This is a genomic window from Segatella salivae DSM 15606 (genome assembly GCF_000185845.1).
In the GTDB taxonomy this organism is placed as follows: domain Bacteria; phylum Bacteroidota; class Bacteroidia; order Bacteroidales; family Bacteroidaceae; genus Prevotella; species Prevotella salivae.
The window spans coordinates 1,848,369-1,868,383 of record NZ_GL629647.1 but is presented as its reverse complement, the minus strand read 5'-3'; the positions used below and the strand labels follow the sequence as shown (position 1 = coordinate 1,868,383).

At 41.5% G+C, this 20,015-nt stretch carries 17 protein-coding genes; 5 read left to right on the top strand and 12 right to left on the bottom strand.

Translation table 11 applies throughout. The features are described 5' to 3' along the window. Positions 1-157: 157 nt before the first annotated feature. From HMPREF9420_RS07585 to HMPREF9420_RS07530, 12 genes are all read right to left on the bottom strand, one after another. Entirely contained in the window at positions 158-484 is a 327-nt protein-coding gene (locus HMPREF9420_RS07585) for a hypothetical protein (RefSeq protein WP_007134976.1), read from the bottom strand. Between the two features lie 94 nt (positions 485-578). After that, positions 579-1,265, bottom strand: a complete 687-nt coding sequence (locus HMPREF9420_RS07580) for a Crp/Fnr family transcriptional regulator (RefSeq protein WP_007134975.1) — start codon at positions 1,263-1,265, stop codon at positions 579-581. Positions 1,266-1,407: 142 nt separating this feature from the next. Further along, complete coding sequence (locus tag HMPREF9420_RS07575; RefSeq protein ID WP_007134973.1) at positions 1,408-2,148, bottom strand: hypothetical protein; 741 nt, start codon at positions 2,146-2,148, stop codon at positions 1,408-1,410. Positions 2,149-2,187: 39 nt separating this feature from the next. Continuing rightward, positions 2,188-3,882: a hypothetical protein gene (locus HMPREF9420_RS07570; RefSeq protein WP_044079172.1), complete on the bottom strand. Its 1,695-nt coding sequence runs from the start codon at positions 3,880-3,882 to the stop codon at positions 2,188-2,190. Positions 3,883-3,904: 22 nt separating this feature from the next. Next, entirely contained in the window at positions 3,905-5,101 is a 1,197-nt protein-coding gene (locus HMPREF9420_RS07565) for a hypothetical protein (RefSeq protein ID WP_007134971.1), read from the bottom strand. A gap of 16 nt (positions 5,102-5,117) precedes the next feature. Then, positions 5,118-7,559, bottom strand: a complete 2,442-nt coding sequence (locus tag HMPREF9420_RS07560) for a TonB-dependent hemoglobin/transferrin/lactoferrin family receptor (RefSeq protein ID WP_248628091.1) — start codon at positions 7,557-7,559, stop codon at positions 5,118-5,120. A 5-nt stretch (positions 7,560-7,564) separates the two neighbouring features. After that, the gene (locus HMPREF9420_RS07555) at positions 7,565-8,158 is read right to left on the bottom strand and encodes a hypothetical protein (protein ID WP_007134969.1); all 594 of its coding nucleotides are present in this window, start codon (positions 8,156-8,158) and stop codon (positions 7,565-7,567) included. Beyond that, on the bottom strand, positions 8,155-9,204 hold the full coding sequence (locus HMPREF9420_RS07550; protein WP_007134968.1) for a hypothetical protein: 1,050 nt from the start codon (positions 9,202-9,204) through the stop codon (positions 8,155-8,157). Before HMPREF9420_RS07550 ends, HMPREF9420_RS07555 begins: the two co-directional genes overlap by 4 nt. A gap of 81 nt (positions 9,205-9,285) precedes the next feature. Further along, positions 9,286-9,864, bottom strand: coding sequence for a hypothetical protein (locus HMPREF9420_RS07545; protein ID WP_007134967.1), 579 nt, complete (start codon positions 9,862-9,864; stop codon positions 9,286-9,288). A 50-nt stretch (positions 9,865-9,914) separates the two neighbouring features. Beyond that, a complete protein-coding gene (locus HMPREF9420_RS07540) occupies positions 9,915-10,529 on the bottom strand; it encodes a hypothetical protein (protein ID WP_007134966.1) in 615 nt (204 codons plus the stop codon). A gap of 18 nt (positions 10,530-10,547) precedes the next feature. After that, entirely contained in the window at positions 10,548-11,324 is a 777-nt protein-coding gene (locus HMPREF9420_RS07535) for a class I SAM-dependent methyltransferase (RefSeq protein ID WP_036907144.1), read from the bottom strand. A 67-nt stretch (positions 11,325-11,391) separates the two neighbouring features. Further along, on the bottom strand, positions 11,392-13,587 hold the full coding sequence (locus tag HMPREF9420_RS07530; protein ID WP_007134964.1) for a TonB-dependent receptor family protein: 2,196 nt from the start codon (positions 13,585-13,587) through the stop codon (positions 11,392-11,394). A gap of 1,193 nt (positions 13,588-14,780) precedes the next feature. Between HMPREF9420_RS07530 and HMPREF9420_RS07525 the strand changes: the two genes are divergently transcribed. The 5 genes from HMPREF9420_RS07525 (at position 14,781) to rnc (ending at position 19,536) form a co-directional block, all read left to right on the top strand. Next, a complete protein-coding gene (locus tag HMPREF9420_RS07525) occupies positions 14,781-15,383 on the top strand; it encodes a DUF4254 domain-containing protein (RefSeq protein WP_007134961.1) in 603 nt (200 codons plus the stop codon). 80 nt (positions 15,384-15,463) lie between these two features. Beyond that, a complete protein-coding gene (locus HMPREF9420_RS07520) occupies positions 15,464-16,504 on the top strand; it encodes a glycosyltransferase family 9 protein (RefSeq protein WP_007134960.1) in 1,041 nt (346 codons plus the stop codon). Positions 16,505-16,834: 330 nt separating this feature from the next. Further along, the gene (locus HMPREF9420_RS07515) at positions 16,835-17,071 is read left to right on the top strand and encodes an acyl carrier protein (RefSeq protein ID WP_004373076.1); all 237 of its coding nucleotides are present in this window, start codon (positions 16,835-16,837) and stop codon (positions 17,069-17,071) included. 118 nt (positions 17,072-17,189) lie between these two features. Continuing rightward, entirely contained in the window at positions 17,190-18,452 is a 1,263-nt protein-coding gene (gene fabF / locus HMPREF9420_RS07510; RefSeq protein WP_007134959.1) for a beta-ketoacyl-ACP synthase II, read from the top strand. Continuing rightward, positions 18,442-19,536 (top strand): ribonuclease III, encoded by a 1,095-nt coding sequence (gene rnc, locus HMPREF9420_RS07505; protein ID WP_007134958.1) that lies wholly within the window; start codon positions 18,442-18,444, stop codon positions 19,534-19,536. Before fabF ends, rnc begins: the two co-directional genes overlap by 11 nt. Positions 19,537-20,015: the final 479 nt, after the last annotated feature.

Here is a 20,015-nt window from a genome sequence, read left to right as displayed (position 1 = left end):
CGTTTTTGATAGCCCAGGGTTGCCAAACGATAGTGCAGGCTACCCCGGGTTAGTGTATGTTGTGCATGGAACAACGCCATAGGTGTTGCGCTTTTTTTGATTAATCCGCCATAAAAGGTTTCATTGTAAGCGTGACTTCACAGAAAAAGCTCAACACCTACGGCGTTGAATCCCCATGCAAATGCTTACCCGGGGTAGGCGCGTTCCTCGCCAACCCCGGGCTATCAAAAGCACAACTCATACCGAGTTGCGTGGTGAGCGCATTCGTAATGTGGGGAGGTTTCTTTGGGATATTGACATAATACCTGCGGCGTTGCATTGTTGTAACATTCACAATGGCGGATGTATTCTTTGGGATATTGACATAATACCTGCGGCGTTGCACCATTACAACATTCACAATGGCAAATACATCCATTGTAATATTGCCACAACACCCACGACATTGCACAATCACCACATTCGCAATAACGGACACATTCATTGAAATATTGGCACAACATCTACTGCGTTGCTAAATTGATAAATACAAAACTTGCATGTATTGCGCGGGAAACGGCGAATGGGAAATTACGATATTACTTTCCTTTCAACACATTTTTGAGTCCGACAACATTGAGAACAACGATTTCTTTCTCACGAACGAAAATAAGATTTGAATGTTCTAAATCGTTAAGTGTACGGATAAGTGAACTCTTTTGCACACCAAACCTATCGGCAAGTTGCTTTCTTGACAACCTCAATGGTACGATATTAGCGTGTGAAGCCTCAACATTATGGAGCAGAAACGAGGCTATTTTCTCTTTGATAGAAGCCATATAAATCATCCGAATCTTATTCATCAGGAAACAATTGATATTGGAAAGGATATCCAAAAAATTGAATAAGACAAGACTATTGGTGTTAATCAGCTGCGAAAAATCAGCTTTCGGCATACAAAAAAGCGTACTCTCTTCAACCGCTCTGACTTCAACAGGCAGCTGGTTATGGTCAGAAAGTATGAAGGCCGGAGCCAACATAAATCCTGGTTTGAGGTAGTCTACCATCAAAGACTTGCTGCGCGACGACCCCATTCTTGCCGAAACCTTTCCTTCAAGCACCAATATCATCTCGTGAAGTGGTTGATGTTCTGCCATGAACAGCGTCCTTGCAGGCACCTTTTGAAGGCTGTAATGCAGTGATTTCAATTGTTCTTCAATGGCATTTGCAGTTAAACCCGAGAAGAGTGCAGTGGTTTCGAGTTTTGAGTAGAGCGTTTCTTCCATGTAAATGATAACCTTTCGCCTACAAAAGTACACACTTTCTCAGAACTATGACATACCTATTTTTATGTATTTTATAGCATATCAGGACTTCAAAAAGCAGAAATTGGAGCAGAAACTCACGCTTCCGCCCCAATAATGAATCTTAACTCAGTGGCTTAAAACCTATTAAGAACAAGCCATCGGATATCTCTGCCAACAACGAAAGCTCATCATCGGTGAGTTTATTTATGCGTACATGCGTCATGGATAGAGGTCCAAGAGGAATCTTTGTATTAATAGTTAGCTCTTGATTGCTAAGGCTCCACGAGCCATTATTATCGGTAAAGTTCAGTGGAGAGGTTACCTTGAAGACAAACTTACCATTATTTTCAAACTTAAACTGCTTTTGTGCAACCCCTATAAACATATCCAAAGGCAGGTTTCCCTTATGTTTAATGAGCATGCGCGAAGTGTAAACAACCGAATTCCAGGTGTGTTTCATCAGCAAATTCTCTATCTGTTGCTGTGTGAGAGTTTGCTTTGCAGCCGGAATAGTGAGGGTTTGAATCAGTTTGTTTTGGTCATTTTCTTTCACCATTACCTTCAAATGCTGTTCAAATCCCACTAATTGATCGGCGTCAAACTGCCAGTTTCCCTGTGCATCGGTAAGGCCTTTGGTGAGCATCTGCCCCCGATCGTCAGCATAAACCAACAGCACTTCGCTCTTTGCGGGTAGGTTTTTAACGCTGATAATAGCCGATTTCGTTTCTTCTTTCACCTTTACTTGTGCCTCAGGATTACCCTTTTCATTAGGCGTATCCTCACTCTTTGAGCACGAAAACATCATCATTGTTCCCATCATCAGACAGAGAACAGCGAATAGATTACTACATATCTTTTTCATTTTACAATTTATTTTAGAGTTAAAACCATATTCATTTCACTAATCATTCGGTACACTATACGTCCCGTTTCCGTCATTTTCAACCCACGAAGGCAGGTTTTCAATCACTGTTTCATTATTAATATCCGACAACTTAAAGGCATAATCGTTTTCAAACTCACTCTTATGCTGTCGCTTAAAGTCACTCTTCTTGAGATTCTTTGGTAGTATCAGTTTCTTAATTGCCCGCTCTCCTGTACGTGAATCATCGACATAAAGGGATTTCAAATGCGTGCAACGACTCAGATCAACGACCTCACTTTGGGCATTACTCAACTTGAGTTGTTTCAGTGTTGCAGGGAAAACGAAGCGCTTAAGTATAGGCAACTCCACATCATTTCGCGTTAACCAGCCTATATAAATATCGGCTTTGGTGAATTTTAAGCCTGAAAAGTCAAGCACTTTCAAGTCACCAAACACTTGAGAAGGAAACAAATAAATCGAATCTATGGATGTAGATAGCTTCATATTTGCCGAAATAAACTTTCCGTTTGAATAGATTTTAAGCTTTGAAAGGTGGCTATAATCAAACGAATCTCCGTCTTTATAGGGCACATTTCCAGAGCCACCGATATACAATCCCTCTATGTTCTTCGGCAAATCCTTAGTAGCTATGGGGCTGAAATCAGGGTTATAAGATAAACGTTTGAGTCGATTGAGCCTTGAAAGTCCAACGAGTTCCACGCTTTGTTGTGGCACATCGCCGCGCGAAATATAGCCACCGATAGTCAAAGTATCTATATTTTCGTTCAAGATTACCTTCTTTAGTGTGCGCTGTTCCATTGAAGTTTCCACCACATAAAGCTTATGTAACGACGAGTTTGCTACGTTTATAAGCTTAAACGGCTTATTATTGTCGGCATTAGTCTCAATAGATAAGCGCTGAATAGCCTTGTTATTGATAATCAATTCGTCATCGGCTGCGTCCGAATTCTCTATATCTATGTTCCTTACATGAATGTTATTGAGACTCGCATTGGTGTAAATGCCGTGCTTCAATGACAATAACCGCATCGTGTTTGGAGTCACTTTGAGATTCGAAATGTCTACACCATCGAATAGAAGTGAATCTAACTTATCATTCTTTGATAGGTCATAACCCGCCATATCAATAGGTTTGAAAGCCTTAGAAGTAAACCACCACTCATATTTCTCTTTGTCGGCAGTGAGCGAAAAGACTCTAAGTTGCTTGAGTTTATCAAGATCTTTCACCTTAGAAACAAAGCAAGAAGGGAACGAAAGCGTTTCCAATACAGGATAATTTCCTAAGCCCCACAGCGTTGTTTCTTGGTTTGTGCCCTTCAATTCGAGGTAATCATAAAACGAATTCAACACTTTTAACTGGCTCGGGGCTATCTCGTCTTTGTTCATTACCTTTAGAAACAGCGTGTCACCTGATGCTAAGATATAGCCACATCCTTGCGTTAGAGCCTCTTGATGATACTTATTATATAAGACCCAAAACCGCTTTTGCGTCTCCTCTTCAGTGAGTTTAGGCACTAATTTCTTTGCTTCTTCAAAACGATAAGTCTTCAAATACGACTCAATTCGCTCCTTTAGATATTGTTGATACTCTTTAGAGTTCTCGTTTAAGTCAATATCTTGCGTGATGATGTTCAGCAAATCGCCCTTCTCACACGATGAAATTGTAGCCACAAACAATAGGGACAACAACGTATATAGATACTTTTTCATTTTCAATATGCCTTTCATTATCTTAATTTAATTTACTAACCGCATTCTTAACTCCTACAAATTTAGAGACATCGGGCATCGAAGTCTTCAACATAAACACGTAGTGTGTCTCCTCAGGTGACGTAATTCGATACCAGTTTCCTTTGTCGGTATGCTTTATAACCTCAAAGATATAGTAGAAATGTCGCCATAAATACACTCCCTTATCAGGCGTTTTAGAAGGCCAAAAGACAGCCTGTGTCTTGTCAGTGATAAGGTTAAACATCGTTTCTCCAAAGCTTGTATAAGGCAATTCGTCTGTTTCAACGATGAGACGGCTACCATCTATTCTCCAATTTGCCGTCACAACAGGATATTTTTCCTCTTCAATCTCACTCCAATTTGTATGATACAAGTCTTTCATTAGCGTTGGAGATTGAATAAAAGCCTTATGATTCTCAGCGAAAGAGAACTTCAAACCAAAGAAGAAAGCAGGCGTTTTAGTCAGCAAATCATCTATATGCAGCGTGCGCATAGATAGTTCCGACTTATCATCTACCTCGTCTTTATTCTCTGTTTTGTAGCCTATGGTCTCCCAAGAAGTGTTGAGAAAGTCGCTCTCTGCAAGCTTATTGTGTTGCACTTTCATTGTAGAGAACCAATCTTGACTTGTAGATTTGCCGATATCGGGATAGTCTTTATCAGGTTCATCACCATAAATCGAAGTGCTATTATAAAAGTCTAACATCAAGATTCGGTCGCCAAAGTCTAATGAAGCGGTAAGAATGCTGACATTATCTTTAGCTTCTATATTCTTCACTTTAAGCTTAATATTAGTATATCCCACTGGAATCTTCGTGTCGATGATAACAGTATTCTTCTCGGTTTCAGACACTTTCCACTTCCCTTGGCAAAAGATGTAAGTGCTTTCTCCAAAGGGTGGGCGGAACAATAGCGTGGAAGTGCCGTCCCGATGAAGTTCCATTCCTATCCAAGCCATAGAATAAAGCATGCTCTCAAAAGGCGAAGAAGCTTTATCTTTGAACTTAGTGGTGGTCCAAACTGTTGTGTTTTCTAAGCTGCCTCCCTTATACCAACTGACATTTGTCAGCTTTTGTATGACAGGATTACTTAGGTCTGGCGTACTGTTTGTTTCATATACGTCAATCGTATGGCGCTGATCACAAGCCGAAAAGAGTAAGGTTGTGAGCAGACTGACAATGATTAATGTTCTTTTCATATCTGTTTTATTTCATTTAAAGTTTGTATTCAAGAGCTATTGAGATATATCTCTTGGGACGAGTAAACCTACTCAATGACTTCTTTCCATCCTGAAAGAAGTAGTTTATGTTTGAAAGCAGTGCGGGATTTGTTAGTTGTCGCAAGTCATCCCAACGTAGATACTCATTGTTTAACAGGTTATATATGCCTGCCCTTAGCGTGAGATTGCGTGTCAGTTTGTAATATCCGTAGACATCAAATGTATAGGCATTGCTCATGAATGAAGCCGGATAACGGCGTATAAGCTCTTTCCCTGCGGCATCTTTATCCCAGAAAGTAGTTTGAGATACAGGCTTTGCAAAGAACAAATTGGCTTTAATATTGGCTTGCCAACGCCCATTCGGCGACGTATATTCAATGCCGACGTTTCCCGTTAAAGGCTGAATGCCAAGCATACTCATTCCCGATGACGACTCTCCTTCGGCATAACTAAAGGCCGATGAAAGCATAAAGCCTTGTAATCTGTCTATCCACTCACCGGGATATACCTGTAAAGCGGCATCAAATCCCATCAGATGGGCCGACGACTGATTGACATTCTTGGCATAAGAAATGCTTTTTGACCTCTGCATTAAAGGCTCTTCAATCGTCAATGTGCCTTGTTTCAGTTCTATAAAGTCTGAATATTGGTTATAATACAGGCTCAACAAATAGCCAAAACCTTTGCCCCGACCATTTAATTCGACTTCATGATTGAAAGATTTCTCGGCTTTTAAGCCCCTGTTTGATAACACAATAAACGATGGCCAAAGGCTATAGAACTGGAAATACTTCTCTTCTGTGTTCGGAACTCGAAAGCCTGTAGAGAACCGATAGGATGTGTTCAGCAGTGGATGGAAGGCATAAGACACTGACGTTAAGAACGAAAAGCCCGATTCTTTGTCGTGAATGGGGTCGAAATTCATGGCTGCTCCCTGCATGTTTTGCAAGAGATAGCGAATATATCCCATGTTTTGTTCGCCCTCGTTTGCCTTATCTTTCGTCAAGAAATAGTCGTATCTCACACCCAATTTCATTGTTAACTTCTTGCTAAACGCTATATCATCCATCAAAGAAAGGCCGCAATTGAATCGTGTTATGGGGTTTAAGAACGAATAAGTTTGGGCAAACACCCCCATGGCTTCACCATATTTATAGACCTTTCCCATTCTAACCGTGTATCCAGTGATTGGATCTGAGGCCAAAGGAGCTTCAATATCCACATTTCTTGCATCGTTGTTACGCTGCATTATCAATGTAGAGAGGTTGAAAATATGGCTTCCTAAGTTGCCCAAATCAAAGCGTTTGCTGTCTATATTCAATTGAATGAGCTTGTCTTTTGTAGCTTGTCCGCGATACTTCGTGTGCTTTCCCTCGTAGATGAGGGTCATATCACTATTCACAAGGTCGAAGTTTGGACGATAAAAGTCTGTCCATGTGGTGGCATCCAAATAGGAATTTTGCAGATGAGCCTTTGCCATCAGCTTACGAACAAAGCCTTTTTCGTTCAGGTATCGATAGGAAAATGAGAGTGAACGACAAAGCGATTGGTCATGAGAATAGTAATAAGGTTTCCCATCGGCAGTGAAAGCATCTATCGGTTCGAGGGTCCAGATATCGGCATTTGTCTTGCGATTCATCGCATAAAACGACAAAACAAACTTATGATTGTCGCTTGGCGCATAGGAAAGTTTACCTAACCATGTGTTCTGATGAAAGTCCATAGGGTCTATTTGCGTAGAAGTGATGTTGCGGGTATACTTTCCATGCGAAAAGTTTCTAAGCTCATTGCCATCCCGACGCGCACCCATCAGCAGCACATCAAAATGATTCCAACGCGCAGCCCCACCCAAAAGATAGGTTCGTAGGTTCTCTTTCCCGTTATAATTAATAGTCGACAACACGCCCCATGACTTGCCTTCACCAATCAAATCGCGTGCTTCCTTCGTCGAATAGTTAACAGTTCCGCCCAAGGCTCCAGTCCCACTGACAAACGAATTGGCTCCTTTCTGAATCTCAACTGACGTTGCAAAGTAGGGATCAAAGTCTATTCTTGAGGCATTAGAAAGGCCATATGAGCTGAAGACGATATTGTCTTGAATCTCTGGTTGCAGTATACCATCAATGCTGATTGCCACTCTATTGGCCTCAACTCCACGGATAGCAAAGCCTCGCATGCCTCCTCTTGAACCCGAAACCGACACTCCTACCGACGGAATATAACGCACTAAGTCGTTCATATCGACAGGCATCTCCACCCGAAGTTGCTCGGCTGTGCGTTTGATTTCGCCCACATTCTTATTATGTTTGTCGGCCGTCACAACGACTTCCTTTATCTGTTGCGTCTTCGTTGTGTCCAATCGTGTTTGTTGTGCATGACCATTTATCACGCCAATCAACAACAACAATGGTATCAACCTATATAGTTTATGGTTCATTTTCATTAATTTATCAGCGTGAGTTCGGTCTTAAACGGAAGAAATTCATAGGTTCTCCCCCCTCGTTTTATCTTCTCTCCCACATTGAAAGTGGCATTATCAGAGGCAAACTGAAGGCGAACCAAGGTCAGAAGATATTGCTTTTTCGAGGTCTCTACCACTTTCTTATTGGGTAGAACCACCTCTTTTCCATCGGTCATTGACAGCTTAAACGTCAACGAAAGTTGGTCGTTGCCCATCTGAACGAATTGTTCGGGCACATTCTTAAATGTGAGTTCATTCTCCGAAGCCTTGTATTCATAAATCAATCCACGCAAGGGAAGATTGCGAAAACTATTTTTTCCGCCTTCAATGATAGGCAAAGTGAACTGAGGTTTAGAGAAGTTTGCCACCTCATTATTGAGGTCAAACCACAAATAAGACTTGTTTTCATTGATAATAAAGATGCGAGAGAGCAGCCGATCATTGTCTGCATTGAGCGCAATGGATTTGCTATGCTTAAACTCATCGTTACTATCAAACTCACGATTGATGCAACTTGCAAAAACCGTTAGCATGAAAACACACAACGATAGCATTGATTTTACTGCGTGATTCATAGCGAATTACTCGATAAAGTGAATGACTTGAAAGCCGCAGCATAACTATATTCCATTTCATTGTCATTCTTTGTGGTGATAAACTGATTGACCATGGTGTACAGCCCCACACGATTCATCGTGAGTATCAATTCATTTCCCTCAACCTTATAATCGTATTCATAGTACCAAGCATGTGCAACATTGCCCCGACCTGTATTGAAATCGGCGTTGTCTATCATCGGAACATAGAAGAATAGCTTATGATTGTATGCATAGCATTCTATCTTTTTATCTCCCATTAACGCTGGAGTCCAGTCGCCGGCTGCATCAAAACTCGCTGAACCCTCTATGATAACAGGGGCCAAGAAGAAACGTTTTGCCGTGATGGTATTGTCGTTATTGAAATGAAAATCAAAGCTAAAGTCTTTCAATTTCTTGAAAATATCCGAAAAAAGGTCGGCAGAATTGAACTGATAGGGGTCGAAATCTATCTTCCATTTCCATTGTTTTCCCAACAACTCGTTAGGAATTGGGCCTAAACTTCTTTCTTTCTTTGTCAATGTTTCATTGATTAGACGTTCTATATCGGCCACTTTCGTCTCCAAATATTCATACTTTTTGCCCTTTCTTGCACGATAAGGCAGTTCTTGAAGCACGCTCTTGCAGTTGAGCAACACCCTGTTTTTCTGAATAAATCCGTCGAAGATTGTGCCCTTGTTAAGCTCAGTTTCCAATGTGTTTTGTATTCTTCTCAACCGAATAGTCATTTCAATCATCGACTTATTGACACGAATATCCTGGTCGGTCAGCAGGTTTTTATCGTTTGAAACCAAATCATTGAGTTCAAATTCTCTTAGCTTTTTCTCCGTCTCATCAGGGTTTTCAAAACCTTCATAGAAGAGTTTGTCGAAGCGATCAGCCAATTCTTGTTTAGCTACCAATCCTCTTTCAGTCTCGTTTAACTCTGTCTTTGTGCAACCACTGACGATAAAACTAAACGCTATGAGCATGCCACCACATACAGCAGTGATACTTTTCACGCCATTATATTTGTTTAAGTTCATTCTTTTTTGATAGTAATTATTGATTTATTATTAGGATGTCACGAGACAAAGGCTTATGTCTCGTGACAGGATATATAACGATTAATTGTTACTGTCAATTATAATCTTCACAGGAAGTATCATTGGTGAAAGAACAAGATATAGTCTTCCATTTTTTAAAGTGCCTTCTGCCTGCGCCTTATCTGTTTCGAAACCATTTAGGTTTGGAGGCAAAATACCCTCTGGAAGTTTACTCATGTCGATGGGTTTTCCACCTTTTGGCTTTGCCTTGAAAGTGCCTTTCTCTGATTTAAAGCTTAAACTTCCATCCTTGTTTGAAGTAACATTCAGAATCATGTCAACCGAAACTTCAAATGGCATGAATTGATTCTCACTGAGTTTTCCGTTAGATTCAAACATTCTTCCATTGAAGTTTTCGAAGTGAAAGCGTACTTGTTTCTTGTTGTTTGTGGTTTCTAACATCACCGTATGAGTGCCTTGTGCCATCTTTTGGTTTTGAATTGTTGGCGTGATTGTCACACTATAGAAGTTAACTTCTTTGCTTATAGGCACTAAACCGCCTGTATCGTCATCACTCTTATTGCATGATGTTGTCATGAATGCCACCAAAATGAGCATTGCAACCATGCTCATCATCTGTTGAAATTGTTTTATTTTCATCTTATTCTAAATTTAATTTATTAATTACTAATGTTAACTTATCTTCTTTTTTATGGCTTTGTGCCCTGCCATTGCATCTTCATGGCGATGGGTAACATAAGGTCTATCAATGCCGAAACCTCCTTTTTGGAACGCACATAGTAGCCTTCGAGCTCGGCATCATCGCTTTCTGGCAGTTCCAAACCAATCTGTTTCCCCTCATCCGAAGTGCGAACAATGCCGTCACGTCCCTGCAAACGAATCGTGTCGCCTTGGGTTTCGGTGAGCAATACGTCCATTTCGACGCTGATATATAACGGCATGAAGTTCGTGTGGAACTTGTGAATGCTGACATGTAACGACCCATTTGCATTGACACTACACTGCACTTGGTGCTTGCCGGTAGTGAAATAGAGCAATGGTTCCTTGCGTGCGGCATCATAATATATCATCGACAGTCGCGAACTAAAGTCACCTTGTATGGCTTCGGCTAACAAACGAGTGCCTAAATCCTTATCCACATAGTCTTTCTTATTGGGTAAGAGTTTGTCGCCCTGACGCAAATCATCTGATAAAAACGATTCTTTCTCGCATGACATCAAGCCCAATGCCAAGCAAAAACAAAGCATTTTCAGCCATAATTGCAGCCTCGATGCCACCTTAAAACAATGTTTTCTTTTCTTCATTGATTTGCTTTTATATCCCTATCGCTTACGTGCCACAATGCAAATTGCATTGATGTGGTGGGCATGTTTACGGAAGATGCTGCGCATTTCCAATACTCTCTTGCGGGCAACAGGGTTTTTCAACATTCTAAACACAATGCAAATGAAATTCCAAAGGCCTTCATCGGCAATCACACGCCTACGTTCTAACAGATGCATGGGCTTGCTTTCAATGAATGAAATGTCAAATCCATTGTCCTCTAACAACTGCTTCCAGTCGGCAACAGTAAGCGGACGGACATTGGTTTTGATGCCCTTTGCAAGATCACTCTCTATCTCTCGGCGCACTTCTTGTGGCGTATCATCAGGAAAGATGCCTATTTCGTGGATGCCATATAAGCCTCCCGGGCGCAACAAGCGTGCTGCTTCGCCGATGATGGCTTGCTTTTGTTGTTTACTTTGCATGGTAAGCATGGCCTCACCATACACCTTTGAGGCGCTCTTATCAGGCAAACCTGTTTCTGAAGCATTGCCAATGACAATATTTATCGTGTCATCCTGCACGTTATCTCTAACGCGTTGCGCCGCTTCGGCATTGAGTTCAACCGCTGTATAGCTATGAGGATGGCGGGAAAGTGCCAGCTTTGCCGTGTAGCCGAGACCCGGAGCAAACTCTACAACGTCGTCATCGGGGGTGATATTCATGGCATTAAGCATTGCCTGTGTTAAGGCTTTACCTCCTGGGCGCAATACTTTCTTTCCGAGTTTTGCCAGTACCCAGTGCCCTTGTTCCATGTTCATGCGTTTTTCTACCATAGTCTTTTCGTTTTTATTATTGTTATTATTCATGATGATTTTATGTTTATTGTAAATTGATTTCTTTCTACCAACGCCATGTAAGGCCTGCATAGACACTGCGAACAGGGCCTGGAATGAAGAAGGTTAGCTGGTGGGCAGTGAAATTGGGGAATGGAACGGCCGGCTGATGTATCTCATCACTGACGATATAACTTGATACATAACGTCGATTAGCGATGTTTTTCATCTCGGCATATACATTGATATGCTTGCCCAACTGATAGCCCAGGCGGGCATTCCACACATGATAGGCAGGCTGAAACATGGTGTTTGTGTGGTCAATCGGTGTCTTTCCGGGTTTAAGTTCCAATGCAACCGAACCATTAAATCCTGAAGAATGGCGATAGTCTAACGAGGCATTGACGTAATGTTTGGGTATACCTGCAAGATATTTTCCATCATATTTTCCACCTTTGAAAATGAATCGACTGTAATCATAGACTGCACCGAGCGTGAAAGTACCAATGTTTCGACCAAAGAAATGAGGCTTACTTGCTGCCTGAATGCCTATTTCCAAGCCTTGATGCAAGGTGTGTGGATAGTTCTCCGTACGCTTTAGACCCCGCACATAGTCTTTAACTTCAAGGATTTCATGGTTTACCCACGAGTGATAATAAGCCACATTCCACGACAATTGGCGTAAACGTCCCTTACTTCCAACCTCAAAAGTCGTGGCCGTTTGTTTCTCCAAACCGATAGAAAAGAGTTTTTTCGGACTCGTATTGATATTTGAAGTCACCTCCGTTCCCACGAGTTCATCGAAGGTTGGAGGCTCATAGCTGCGACTGATATTGGCAAAGAGTTGGATGTCTTTATGCTTTACAGCGTTGAATATCATGCCCATGCGCGGATTGAAGGCTGCATATTGGCGGCGCTGTGAACTGTTGTTGGAATAGAAATAGCGGTATTTGCCCGACATATGACTATACCATGGGCGCAAAGAAGGGTCGAAAAAGATGTCTCGACTGTTGCGTTTGTTGAGCACACCATGCACATCTAAGACCACATGTAGACGGTCTTTAAGGGCATAATCGACTTCAACGAAGGTCGTAAGATTGGCAGCTTGCAGTCTGTCATGGGCGAATATAAACGATGCTTTGCCGTCTTTGTTGATATGAGTGCGCCGATCTATCCAGCCCCATGAACCCAAAAGTCCTGATGAAAGCTGTATCCGCGCGTGGGAATAATTATAAAACAAGGTCATGCCTACATCGTTATGATAAGAATGAGGGATTGAAATGGTGATGGGAAATGCAAACCAATCGTTGGCATATTGATAGTAAACAGCAGCCGAAAGATTGCTCGTGTTGCTGAGATGAATACCTGTTTGATTGGCAATACGCACCATATCTACGTTGCGATAGGGTTTATCGCGAAGAATATTTGGCCCCATCGAGAAGGGAAGGTCTACGCCGGCACTCACCTGTTTGGGGTCTTTCATCAGCTGATCGAGCGTCAGTGGACCCGGCATCTCAAAGAAAAGATGAGTGAAATGCATAAAGGTTCTATTCTCAAGAGTTTTATTTTTATTCCTCCATCCTATGTTGAGTGAAGCCGTTAAGCGTCTGTTCTGATTGTAAATGCGGTAGCCATCCTGCCGATTATAGGTTGAAGCAGCAAACACATCCCAGGCTCCCATGCGGCGACCAGTAGTAAAAGTGAGGCCAAAACTGCCATAAGAACCTCCTTCAAGCTTTATGCTTGTTGTGGTATCACTAAGGGCTGTGCGACTCACAAAGTTCAAAGCGCCACCCAAGGTGCCTGCACCAAAGCGCAAAGCATTGGCTCCTTTGAACACCTCTATATATTGGGCAGTCATCGCATCCATAATACCTACGACGTAAGAACCGTCAGAAAAGTTAACAGGTATGCCGTCTTGAAGCAGGTAAACGCCACGCCGTTGTGGATTGCTTTGAATGCCAGAGCCTCGTATGTTGAGCCTCGGCTGGTCGTTACCACCAAACATATCCTGGATGATTACACCGGGTTGAAGGCGCAAAGCGTCTTTCATTGTTGCGAGATGCTGGTTATCGGCTTTGATTTCTACAAGCGAAGTGCTGCCCGCAATGCGGCGTTGACTCGACAACGCCTGTAGCATGGTGGGCGAAGTAAGGCTGTAATTGGGCATGACCGATACCACTTTCAACTGAATAACGGTATCTTTCAAGTTAGCTTTTCTCTGTGCTTGAACAGTGGAGAAAGTGCTTGCGAGGCATAACAAGGCAAAAAATGTTTTGCGAAAGTCCAAGAGTTAAAGATAATTTTCAGAGATTCAACGACCTCATCAATGTTAACATTCGATTGAGTTACAAAGTTAAAGCAATGTTAAATGAATGGAAGTAACAAATGCGACCGATGAACATAAATACTCATTAGTAATGATTAAGCGAATAGCTACACTAAGAACCTGTTATAAAGCGAGTTACGCTGTTTCGTTCAACCTATGTTTATGTTAAACAACATCATTAAAGGAAGCGTGTGCCTGCCTTGACTACACATGAAAGTATAAATTTAATGGGCTCACCTTCACCATTTCTTTCGCACGCACCTGAATTGCCACTGCCTCGCCTGGTCACGCGTTTTATCCCTCCCTGCCTACTTGCTTATAACCTTCTGAGAATTAAACGCTTACTCCGTTTATCCACCATTGTTTCAACAGCTGCGTCAAATTGGGCTGCAATCAGCATCAAATGAGGCCGTGAAATCATGTAAATGGAGCGGTGATTTGCTGCAAACCATAAACACAATTGTTGGTCAACAGGCTTTGTGTAAAACCAGGTGATGAGAAACTTACTTCATAAAATAAATTTCATGAAGCCTTTTATGCGTTATAATTTATTGAGGTTAAAATCACTGATGAACGTTTTTTCCCTTTTGTTTCTTTTTATTCTATACTTTAAATTTTAAAGAAAATAAATGAAGAGAAATAATAATGGTTGTTGAAAAGTTGATAGTTTAAATCATGAAATCAGCGGGATAGCGATATCCCCAAATAGTGTTTGTTTATAAACATCACGTGGGATTATTTTCTGTTGAGATTCAAAGAGATAGAAGGTTATCCACAAATGATGAGATGACATGATATTTCATAAGTTTATAACTTGACTGAAAGAAAAAGCGTGGATAAGTGGAATATTGTGGCGGTATAAGCCTGTTGATATCCACAGCTGCGTGGGAGTGGGTTGTGGGCTGTGGATAAGTGGAAAAGAAAGAAAGGGGTTTTGAACGCCTTTTCCACCCACTTATCAACACATATTGTGGATAAATGTTTGCTATTTTGAAATTAAATATTTACTTTTGCAATATAGACGTTCATGGTTCGGCCTTGCCATTCATCATCGTTTGCTTGCAGACCGGCAGACCTAATCCATCGAGAACCAATTCAATATATGCATAACCTATAAATTATAAGATATGTCTTTCACACAACATTGCAATGAAATCTTCGGTAAAGCAATTCATGATTACCATGTAAACGACAACATTGACACACCCATTTGTAATCCTTTTGAAGAAGGAACAATCGAAAACAAACTCTATAAGAAGTGTTGGATAGATACCGTTCAATGGCATTTTGAAGATATTATCCGTGATCCTGCGATTGATCCAGTAGAGGCTTTGACGCTCAAACGCCGTATAGACAAGAGCAATCAAGACCGCACTGACCTTGTAGAACAGATTGATTCATACTTCCGCGACTATTATAAAGAGGTGAAAGTAAAGCCAGATGCACGCATCAACACCGAGAGTCCGGCTTGGGCTGTGGACCGTTTGAGCATCTTGGCGCTAAAGATTTATCACATGAAAGAGCAGGCAGAGCGCAATGATGCTACACCAGAACATCTTGCAAAGTGCCGCGCTAAGTTAGACGTTTTGCTTGAACAGCAACGCGATTTAGACACAGCTGTCGACCAGTTGCTTGAGGATATAGCCGATGGAAAGAAGTATATGAAGGTGTATCGTCAAATGAAAATGTATAATGATGCAGATACAAACCCTGTGTTATATAAGAAATAAAAGACGATAAACTAAATATAAACTGCTCATTAGAAAAGGCCGTTGGAAAGAAGAAATAAAGCCTTCGGCCCAGTGTTTTCATGAAACATCTTCTCCTTATCCGCTTTTCTGCCCTTGGTGATGTAGCCATGTTGGTGCCTGTTGTGGCCTCGTTGATGAAACAATATCCTGATATTCATGTGACGGTGTTAAGCAAACCCTTTGCCCGTTCGCTGTTTGAAGGACTCTCTCCTAACGTGAGTTTTATGAGTGCCGACCTTAAAAAGGACTATCAAGGACTATCAGGTTTGAACGCACTTTATCGCAGATTGGCTGCCAAAAACTTTACTGCGGTGGCCGATATGCATGATGTGCTTAGAACAAAATACCTGCGTTTACGATTCCATTTGTGTGGATTTCATGTCGCACATATTGATAAACATCGCAAAGGAAAGCAGTTATTGTGTAGTGAAAAGAATAAGGTGAAGGTGCAACAACCCACTTCTTTTGAGAATTATGCAGCCGTTTTAGCGAAGTTAGGCTATCCCGTGAGCCTTGAATTTCACTCTATTTTTGGTGAGAAAGGGGGGAATCTGCGTCAACTTATGCCCCTCATCGGTGAGAAAAAGAAGTTTCAGCGTTGGATAGGAATAGCCCCCTTTGCAGCTCATAAGGGGAAGATTTATCCGTTAGAGAAGATGGAACAAACCATTGAACAACTGATAAAGGCCTATCCCTCATGCCGCATTTTCTTCTTTGGAGGCGGTGGAAAGGAGCGCGAAACACTCGACTCATGGGCCAAACGCTATGCTAATTGCACGAATGCTTCGGCAGTTCTCGGTGGAATGCGCAACGAATTGATACTCATGAGCCATTTAGATGTGATGATAAGTATGGATAGTGGCAACATGCATTTGGCCTCGTTGGTGGGCACAAAGGTTGTAAGCATTTGGGGAGCCACGCATCCTTACGCAGGGTTTATGGGCTGGAATCAAAGTGAGGAGAATGCCGTTCAGTTGGATATGGCGTGTCGTCCATGCTCCGTTTATGGCAATAAACCCTGTTTGCGCGGTGATTATGCCTGCATGAACGACATTCGTCCAGAGATGATTGTAGCGAAAATCAAACAGCTTTTCAATTGAAACGGCTTAGAAAGACTTTCTTTTTTCATTTCGTTTAGGGTTGATATTTATTATAAAAGAGGTATAAGAAACCTCTTTTTAGTATCAAAATTATCGGTTGCAAAGATAAGATGAAATGACGAAATAAAAGAAAACGTAAATTAAAAAAAGTGGAGTTAAGAGCGAATTTAATTGTTAACGCACGTCAATTTATTACACACTTAGGGGGTGTTTGTGCAGCGTTTGACGCTTTTTTGTATGAAAAGTTTGGAAAATTGGAAATAAATTAGTTCCTTTGCATCCAGTTTTTCATTTAGAAATTAATTATAAACATTTTAAAAAGTAACTATTATGTCAGAAATTGAAAGCAAGGTAAAGGCTATTATCGTAGACAAACTTGGTGTTGACGAGGCTGAAGTTAAGCCAGAAGCAAGCTTCACTAACGATCTTGGTGCTGACTCTTTGGACACTGTAGAGCTGATTATGGAATTTGAAAAAGAGTTTGGTATTTCTATTCCAGACGACAAAGCAGAGACCATTCAGACTGTAGGTGACGCCATTAAGTACATCGAAGAGAACGCAAAGTAATAGCTTTACTTAAGTTATTTTGCAAATAATACGATTAGGGATTAGTGATTAAGGATTGGGTTACAACCTGTTGTGCCCAGTCACTAATCCCTAATCCCTAATCTTTTTTATTTATATTATGGAATTAAAGAGAGTAGTAGTAACAGGCCTCGGTGCTGTTACACCTGTTGGAAACACTCCCGAAGAAACCTGGAAAAACTTGCTTGAGGGCAAGAGTGGTGCTGCACCAATTACTCATTTCGATACAACGCTGTTCAAAACAAAGTTTGCCTGCGAGGTAAAAGATTTGAATTTGAACGATTATATCGATCGTAAAGAGGCACGAAAGATGGACCGTTATTGCCAGTTGGCTATGGTTAGTGCTGCACAAGGCATCAAAGATGCTGGTCTTGACCTTGAGAAAGAAGACCTAAACCGCATTGGTGTGGTTTATGGTGTAGGCATTGGAGGAATCAAAACGTTCCAGGATGAAGTGGTATATTATGGACAACATGAAGATCAAGGACCTAAATTCAATCCTTTCTTCATTCCAAAGATGATAGCAGATATAGCATCTGGTCAGATTAGTATACAGTATGGATTCCACGGACCAAACTATACCACGACAAGTGCATGTGCATCTTCAAGCAACGCTTTGGCTGATGCATTCAATCTTATCCGTCTTGGTAAGGCCAATATCATTGTTAGTGGTGGTGCCGAAGCAGCCATTTGTGAGACTGGTGTCGGTGGTTTCAACGCCATGCACGCCCTTTCTACACGCAATGATGACCCAGAACATGCAAGCCGTCCATTCAGTGCGAGTCGTGATGGCTTTGTAATGGGCGAGGGAGCTGGCTGTCTTGTGCTCGAAGAATTAGAGCATGCAAAGGCTCGTGGGGCTAAGATCTATGCAGAGATGGTAGGCGAAGGATCAAGTGCCGACGCACATCATATCACCGCTTCTCACCCAGAAGGTCTTGGTGCTAAACTCGTAATGCAACGCGCTTTGGAGGATGCTGGCCTCAAACCTGAGGATATTGACTACATCAACGTACACGGAACATCTACTCCAGTGGGTGATATTTCAGAGGCAAAAGCTATCAAGGACGTCTTTGGTGAACATGCTTATAAGCTCAATATCAGCTCAACAAAGAGTATGACGGGCCACCTTCTTGGTGCTGCCGGAGCTGTAGAGGCCTTGGCTTGTGTGCTGAGTGTGAAGAACGATATTGTTCCTCCAACCATCAACCACACTGAAGGTGACAACGATGAAGCATTGGATTACAAGATGAACTTCACGTTTAACAAAGCTCAGAAGCGCGAAGTGCGTGCCGCATTAAGCAACACTTTCGGCTTCGGTGGACACAACTGCTGCGTTGTTTTCAAGAAGTATGCTGAATAAAATCATTGATAGAATAAAGCTTCCTTTCCGTAAGGAGAAGGAGCTTTATTCGTCTTTATACACTATTTTAGGCTTTTATCCACGCGACATCAGCTATTATAAGCTTGCATTGATGCATAAAAGCATCATGAAACGCAATGCAAAAGGTAAGCCCGTTAACAACGAACGACTCGAATTTTTGGGTGATGCCATCCTTGATGCCATTGTTGGTCACATTGTCTATCAACACTTTCCAGGAAAACGCGAGGGCTTTCTGACAAACACACGCTCTAAACTTGTGCAGCGCGAAACGCTCAATAAATTAGCCAATGAATTGGGAATCAACCAACTCATCCTTAGTAACGGGCGCAGCTCTTCGCACAATAGTTACATGGGAGGCAATGCCTTTGAAGCCCTTGTAGGCGCTGTTTATTTAGACAGAGGCTATGATGCATGTATGAATTTCATGAAAAATCGCATCTTAGCACAGATGATAAACATCGACAAAGTGGCTTATAAGGAGGTGAATTTCAAAAGTAAACTCATCGAATGGAGCCAGAAAAACCGCGTTCGTCTGACGTTTGATATCCTCGAACAAAGCAAGGATAATAACGGAAGTCCTGTGTTTAACTACAAGGTTGTCATTGAAGGCATTGACGGATGTAACGGAGTTGGTTACAGCAAAAAGGAGAGTCAGCAGCTTGCCAGCAAACTAACCTTGGAACGATTGCGCAAAGAACCTCAGTTCATCGATGCTGTTTTCACAGCAAAAGCCAATCGCACAAAGATGGAAGAAGAGCCAGTGGAGAATGTGCCGAGTACCGATGCAGCCGATAGTTTCATTATTTCGCAGAATGGAAATGACACTATCCCCGATGCAGAGAAACATAAGAATGCGTTCCATGAAAAGGTGTATGAGGACCGTCCGGCAAAGAATCGGCGCCGCTCACCCATGTATAGAAGCGACAATGAAGTGGCAGAACGTGAGCAAAAAAATAAGCCGTCAGAATTTGATTTGAGCAACATCAGCGCACGTATGCAAAGTGATGAAGAAATCATTGCTGCTGCCGAAGCCGCTGCCTTTGATGAAACCACAAAACAATAACGATGCTTCCTTGCTGCTTAGCCTAAGGAAACATCTGTTAGACGAAAAAGAAATGCAATGAAACAAGACTCGTTTCATTGCATTTTTTGATGAGTAAGGATTGGACATCAGATATTTTTGAGGTTGCTATTCAAAATGGTTTGCACCATAAAAATTATTCAATTTTGAATGCTTGTGCTATTTATTCCTACCCTTGATAACTATTTTTATCACATGATTTCAAAGCAGCTTTTTTATTCTTTCTTTTTTATTTATAACTATATGAGGTTCAGTTAGTTAGAAATATGTTTCTTTTTGTTCTCCAATAGTCGTCAAATCGTAGGCCAATTTGAGTAGAATCATCGCCCCATCTGAATCAAATAATTTTGTTAAATAAATGGGTTTGAAATAACGTTAGTGTATGTAAGGAATGTGAAGGCTAATTCGTCATTTTCATTTCACAAGAAAATTGTTTTTTAAGTTGAAAGTTGTATATTTGT